Consider the following 6,643-nt stretch of genomic DNA (forward strand, 5'->3'; position numbering starts at 1 on the left):
ACGCGTTACCTCGCGCTGGGTGGGAAAACTCCGCAATATTTGGAGGGCTCCCAATACTTGCTCAGTCAGTGCTGACGTAGTCGGCGACCACCGTCGCTCATGCTCTGCTGAAAAGTAAACCTATTAAGACCCGTTCGTTTTTTGCGATCGGTATTCTGGCGTTTTAGAGGTGAACAACGTGGAGCTTTTATCTGGCGGTGAGATGCTGGTCCGCTTTTTGCGCGACGAAGGTGTCAAACATATCTACGGGTACCCTGGTGGTGCTCTCCTGCACGTCTACGACGCACTGTTCAAAGAACCGGAAGTGACTCACATCCTGGTTCGTCACGAGCAAGCGGCGACCCATATGGCTGACGGTTATGCCCGTGCCACCGGTAAAGCCGGTGTGGTACTGGTGACTTCCGGGCCGGGTGCTACCAATGCCATTACCGGTATTGCTACCGCCTATATGGACTCCATTCCGATGGTGATCATTTCCGGCCAGGTGCCTAGCACCATGGTCGGCACCGATGCGTTCCAGGAAACCGACATGATCGGTATTTCCCGGCCGATCGTGAAGCACAGCTTTATGATCAAGCATGCTTCGGAGATCCCGGAGGTCATGAAAAAGGCGTTCTATCTCGCGCAGTCCGGTCGCCCTGGTCCAGTGGTTGTCGATATCCCTAAAGATATGACAAACCCGGCTGAGAAGTTCGAATACGTTTTTCCGAAAAAAGCCAAGTTGCGCTCTTATAGTCCAGCGGTTCGTGGACACTCCGGGCAAATCCGTAAAGCAGCAGAAATGTTGCTTGCGGCCAAGCGCCCGGTTCTTTACGCAGGCGGCGGCGTTATCTTGGGCGGCGGTTCTGCACCGTTGACTGAGCTGGCGAAAATGCTCAACGTGCCCGTGACCAATACGTTGATGGGATTGGGCGCTTACCCTGGCACTGATCGTCAGTTCATTGGCATGTTGGGAATGCACGGCAGCTTTACGGCCAACATGACCATGCATAACGCAGATGTCATTTTGGCGGTGGGTGCGCGCTTTGATGATCGTGTCATCAACGGCCCATCCAAGTTTTGCCCGAATGCCAAGATCATCCATGTCGATATCGACCCGGCATCCATCTCCAAAACCATCAAGGCGGACGTGCCGATCGTTGGCCCGGTTGAGAGTGTAATGACCGAAATGGTCGCGATTCTCAAGGAAATTGGCGAAAAGCCTAATGCCGAAGCGGTTGCCGCCTGGTGGAAGCAGATTGACGAGTGGCGTGGTGATCGCGGTCTGTTCCCATATGAAAAGGGCGACGGCAGCAAGATCAAGCCACAAGCCGTTATCGAAATGCTTTGCGAAGTGACCAAGGGCGATGCATATGTCACCTCTGATGTCGGGCAGCACCAGATGTTTGCCGCCCAATACTATCGCTTCAACAAGCCGAATCGCTGGATCAATTCCGGTGGTCTGGGAACGATGGGTTTTGGTTTCCCGGCAGCGATGGGTGTGAAGCTGAATTTTCCTGATGCCGATGTCGCTTGTGTGACAGGCGAAGGGAGTATTCAGATGAATATTCAGGAGTTGTCTACTTGTTTGCAGTACGACTTGCCCGTAAAGATCATCAGCCTGAATAACGGCGTGTTGGGGATGGTTCGCCAGTGGCAGGATATGAACTACGGCAGTCGTCATTCGCATTCCTACATGGAGTCGTTGCCTGACTTCGTCAAGCTGGCCGAAGCGTATGGTCATGTGGGAATTCGCATCACCGACCTGAAAGACCTGAAGCCGAAGATGGAAGAAGCTTTCGCCATGAAAGATCGCTTGGTGTTCCTGGATATTCAGGTGGATACCAGTGAGCACGTGTACCCGATGCAGATCAAAGATGGGTCCATGCGAGACATGTGGCTGAGCAAGACGGAGCGTACTTAATCATGCGGCACATTATTTCTTTGCTTCTTGAGAACGAACCGGGTGCTTTGTCTCGTGTTGTCGGGCTTTTTTCGCAACGTAACTACAACATTGAAAGCCTGACCGTGGCGCCGACTGAAGACCCGACCTTGTCGCGTCTGACGCTGACCACGGTGGGGCACGATGAAGTCATCGAGCAGATCACTAAAAACCTGAACAAGCTGATTGAAGTGGTCAAGTTGGTCGACCTGTCCGAGAGCGCTCACATTGAGCGTGAGTTGATGTTGGTCAAGATCAAGGCCACGGGTGCTCAGCGTGCGGAGATCAAGCGGACGACGGACATATTTCGTGGCCAGATAGTTGATGTCAGCGCCAGTGTTTATACCGTTCAATTGACCGGTACAAGTGACAAGCTCGATAGTTTCATTCAATCGATTGGAACCGCTTCGATCCTGGAAACAGTGCGCAGTGGCGTCACCGGGATAGCCCGTGGCGATAAAGTACTCAGCCTCTAAAACAAATAAGTGCTAATGGCCTGAATGGCCTGGATATAAGGGAAAATCATGAAAGTTTATTACGACAAAGACTGCGACCTTTCGATCATCCAGGGCAAAAAAGTAGCCATCATTGGTTACGGCTCCCAGGGTCACGCTCAAGCCTGCAACTTGAAAGACTCCGGCGTTGACGTGACTGTAGGTCTGCGCAAAGGTTCGGCTACTGTCGCTAAAGCTGAGGCTCACGGCCTGAAAGTGACTGACGTTGCAAGCGCTGTTGCTGCTGCTGACGTGGTCATGATTCTTACCCCGGACGAGTTCCAGTCGTCGCTGTACAAGAACGAAATCGAACCTAACATCAAGAAAGGCGCCACGTTGGCCTTCTCTCACGGTTTTGCGATCCATTACAACCAGGTTGTACCGCGTGCTGACCTCGACGTAATCATGATTGCACCGAAAGCTCCTGGCCACACCGTGCGTTCCGAGTTCGTGAAAGGCGGTGGTATTCCTGACCTGATCGCGATCTACCAGGATGCTTCGGGCAATGCCAAAAACGTTGCTCTGTCTTACGCGTCGGGCGTGGGCGGCGGCCGTACCGGTATCATCGAAACCACCTTCAAGGACGAAACTGAAACTGACTTGTTCGGTGAGCAGGCCGTTCTCTGCGGCGGTACCGTTGAGCTGGTCAAAGCAGGCTTTGAAACACTGGTTGAAGCCGGTTACGCGCCAGAAATGGCTTACTTCGAGTGCTTGCACGAATTGAAGTTGATCGTTGACCTCATGTACGAAGGCGGTATCGCCAACATGAACTACTCGATCTCCAACAACGCAGAGTACGGCGAGTACGTGACGGGGCCGGAAGTGATCAACGCTGAATCCCGCCAGGCAATGCGTAATGCGCTCAAGCGCATTCAGGATGGCGAGTACGCGAAGATGTTCATCAGTGAGGGGGCTACAGGCTACCCATCGATGACTGCCAAGCGTCGTAACAACGCAGCTCACGGCATCGAAATCATCGGCGAGCAATTGCGCTCGATGATGCCTTGGATCGGTGCGAACAAAATCGTCGACAAAGCTAAAAACTAAGTTTTTGACGTAAAGAAAGACGCGGCCTCGGCCGCGTTTTTTCGTTTAAGGGGTGGCTTCTGGTATAAAGCATGATTGTTTGCGAACCCGCGATGGTCGCAAGCCTCTATCGAAACTTTCCATATCGTTGCAAGGTAATGTCCATGAGCGAACGTCCCGAAGAGCCAAAACAGGCCTCTGACGCCGATAGCCTGCTGCCTATCGATGAGCATGTCGAAGAAGGACATGACGCCGAAGGCCGTAAAGTCCGGCATCGTGGTATCTATCTGCTACCAAATCTTTTCACGACGGCAAACCTGTTCGCAGGTTTCTATTCCATCATCAACTCGATGAGTGCTCAAAGCGCCATGAGTGCAGGTGATGCGGCGAGTGCCAGCAAATACTTTGCCTTTGCCGCTATTGCGATCTTTGTCGCCATGGTGCTGGACGGGCTTGATGGCCGTGTAGCGCGCATGACCAATACCGAAAGTGCTTTCGGCGCTGAATACGACTCGCTGTCTGACATGGTTGCGTTTGGCGTGGCCCCTGCATTGCTTGCCTTTGGCTGGGCCTTGGGTGATATGGGTAAAGTCGGCTGGATGGTCGCCTTCATCTATGTAGCAGGTGCAGCACTGCGTTTGGCGCGTTTCAACACTCAGGTCGGAACCGCCGACAAGCGTTACTTTATTGGCCTGGCAAGCCCGGCTGCCGCAGGTGTGGTGGCGGGGATCGTATGGGCCTTCAGTGATTACGGCATTCAGGGCTCGAAAATGTCGTTCCTGGTTGCTTTGCTTGTCGCCGCTGCGGGCATGCTGATGGTCAGCAATATCAAGTACAACAGCTTTAAAGAGCTGGACCTAAAAGGTCGTGTGCCGTTTGTAGCCATTCTGGCTGTAGTCCTTGTGTTCGCTGTGGTGTTCAGTGATCCGCCGCGTATTTTGCTGTTGGTATTCCTCGCTTATGCAGCGTCGGGCCCCGTGCAATATTTATTGCGTCTGCGCCGTAACAAAAACGCCGAGTGATGTAATTTCTCCCATACTCCGTAGTCTATTGGTGCATCAGTCCTCCAATGCTACGGAGTTGTCATGCTAATCAAGCTCCCAAAAGCGTCCGACAGTAAAGAGTCGGATATCACGCCTGAATCCTTCTATTTATCCCGTCGTTCATTGCTTGGCAGCTCGCTTGCCGGTTTGGCTGTGTCTGCGCTTCCACGCTGGGCAAGTGCTGAAGAGGCTGCTCGTTATGCTGATGTAGAGTTGGGTAAACCGCCCGCCTGGTTCACCGAAAAATTGCCTCAGACCCAATGGCAGGCCGTTAGCGTAAAGGGTGAAGCCATCACGCCTTTTAAAGATGCCACTCACTACAACAACTTTTACGAGTTTGGCACTGACAAAAGCGACCCGGCGCAAAACGCAGGCGCTCTGAAGACTCAGCCGTGGACTGTGGTTATAGACGGCGAGGTGGGTAAGCCGGGGCGCTATGCGCTGGAAGACTTTATGAAGCCTTACCAGTTGGAGGAGCGGATATATCGCCTGCGTTGCGTTGAGGCATGGTCGATGGTGATTCCTTGGATGGGCTTCCCCTTATCGGCGTTGCTCAAGCAGGTGGAGCTTACGTCAAAAGCCAAATACATCCGTTTTGAAACGTTGCAGGACCCTAAGGTCATGCCGGGGCAGCGTTCAGGTTTCGCATTGATTGACTGGCCCTATGTCGAGGGCTTGCGGCTTGATGAGGCAATGAACCCATTGGCTATATTGGCAGTGGGGATGTACGGAAGGGAGTTGCCTAATCAGAACGGCGCGCCGTTACGGCTGGTGGTGCCTTGGAAGTATGGCTTTAAGAGCGTGAAGTCTATTGTGCGAATCAGCCTGGTGGAGGATCAGCCCAAGACGACCTGGCAAAGCATTGCGGCAGATGAATACGGGTTCTATGCAAATGTGAACCCGCAAGTCGACCACCCGCGCTGGACTCAGGCGCGTGAGCGGCGTCTACCTAGCAGCCTGTTTAGCCCGAATGTGCGTGAGACGCAGATGTTCAACGGGTATGGCGATGAGGTTGCCTCTTTATACAGTGGCCTTGATTTACGGAAGAACTATTAATGCGATTCGCGTATTGGCGTTCTGCTGTGTTCATAGCAGCAGCTATTTGGCCACTGTTATGGCTGTATGAGGCTTGGGCTCTGGCCTTGGGGCCTGATCCCGGAAAAGTATTAGTTGATCGACAGGGGTTGGGGACGCTGATTTTATTGTTGATCACGCTGTGCATGACGCCTCTGCATAAAATTACTGGGTGGGCGGGGTGGATTGCCGTACGGCGTCAGATCGGTTTGTGGTGCTTTGCTTACGTTGTTCTGCATCTGCTAGCGTATCTGGCGTTTGTGCTGGGGTTCGATTGGTCGCAGTTGGGTGTTGAGTTACGCAAGCGCCCTTACATCATTGTGGGCAGTCTTGGTTTCTTGGGGTTGTTGGTGCTGGCTGTGACATCGAACCGATACAGTCAGCGACGCTTGGGCGCCCGGTGGAAAAAGCTGCATCGCCTTGTCTACGGCGTTTTGGGGCTTGGATTACTGCATATGCTGTGGATAGTGAGGGCGGATCTCAAGGAGTGGTCTATCTATGCGGCCATTGGCGTTGCGTTGATTGTGCTGCGCGTGCCTGTTGTGGTGCGGCGTCTTGCGCGTCTATATAAGAAGAAGTCGATGCCCGTTAATTAAGTCAAAATTAACCCTTGACTCAGATTTAAAACGCCCTATAATTCGCCCCACTTCCGGCGTAGTCGAAACGGAAAACTCCTTGAGTATCAATGAGTTGGACAGTTTTTGGCGATGCTAGCTTCAAATCATCGAAGCAGGAAATGAGGTGTTGACAGCAGCGTATAACGCTGTAGAATTCGCCTCCCGCTAACGAGAGATCGAAAGCGCAAGTGGTTGAAGTTACAAGGGAAACTTTGAAAGCTTCTGAAATAACCGCTTGACAGCAACAGAGGCTGCTGTAGAATGCGCGCCTCGGTTGAGCGAAAGCTTAACCAACCGCTCTTTAACAACTGAATCAAGCAATTCGTGTGGGTGCTTGTGGAGTCAGACTGATAGTCAAAAAGATTATCAGCATCACAAGTTACTCCGCGAGAAATCAAAGATGTAACCAACGATTGCTGAGCCAAGTTTAGGGTTTTCTCAAAACCCAAAGATGTTTGAACTGAACGG

At 52.5% G+C, this 6,643-nt stretch carries 6 protein-coding genes; all 6 read left to right on the plus strand.

Annotated elements, in window-relative coordinates:
• Positions 1 to 178 precede the first annotated feature (178 nt).
• The 6 genes from TU86_RS19890 (at position 179) to msrQ (ending at position 6,154) form a co-directional block, all read left to right on the plus strand.
• Positions 179 to 1,903, plus strand: a complete 1,725-nt coding sequence (locus TU86_RS19890) for an acetolactate synthase 3 large subunit (RefSeq protein ID WP_048366045.1) — start codon at positions 179 to 181, stop codon at positions 1,901 to 1,903.
• A 2-nt stretch (positions 1,904 to 1,905) separates the two neighbouring features.
• Positions 1,906 to 2,397: an acetolactate synthase small subunit gene (gene ilvN, locus TU86_RS19895; RefSeq protein WP_048366036.1), complete on the plus strand. Its 492-nt coding sequence runs from the start codon at positions 1,906 to 1,908 to the stop codon at positions 2,395 to 2,397.
• Between the two features lie 48 nt (positions 2,398 to 2,445).
• Entirely contained in the window at positions 2,446 to 3,462 is a 1,017-nt protein-coding gene (ilvC, locus tag TU86_RS19900; protein WP_048366037.1) for a ketol-acid reductoisomerase, read from the plus strand.
• A 143-nt stretch (positions 3,463 to 3,605) separates the two neighbouring features.
• Complete coding sequence (pssA, locus tag TU86_RS19905; RefSeq protein ID WP_048366038.1) at positions 3,606 to 4,463, plus strand: CDP-diacylglycerol--serine O-phosphatidyltransferase; 858 nt, start codon at positions 3,606 to 3,608, stop codon at positions 4,461 to 4,463.
• A 63-nt stretch (positions 4,464 to 4,526) separates the two neighbouring features.
• Entirely contained in the window at positions 4,527 to 5,540 is a 1,014-nt protein-coding gene (msrP, locus tag TU86_RS19910) for a protein-methionine-sulfoxide reductase catalytic subunit MsrP (RefSeq protein ID WP_048366039.1), read from the plus strand.
• On the plus strand, positions 5,540 to 6,154 hold the full coding sequence (gene msrQ, locus TU86_RS19915) for a protein-methionine-sulfoxide reductase heme-binding subunit MsrQ (RefSeq protein ID WP_048366040.1): 615 nt from the start codon (positions 5,540 to 5,542) through the stop codon (positions 6,152 to 6,154). Before msrP ends, msrQ begins: the two co-directional genes overlap by 1 nt.
• Positions 6,155 to 6,643: the final 489 nt, after the last annotated feature.

The sequence above is a fragment of the Pseudomonas weihenstephanensis genome, assembly GCF_001043055.1.
GTDB classification, from domain to species: Bacteria; Pseudomonadota; Gammaproteobacteria; order Pseudomonadales; family Pseudomonadaceae; genus Aquipseudomonas; species Aquipseudomonas weihenstephanensis.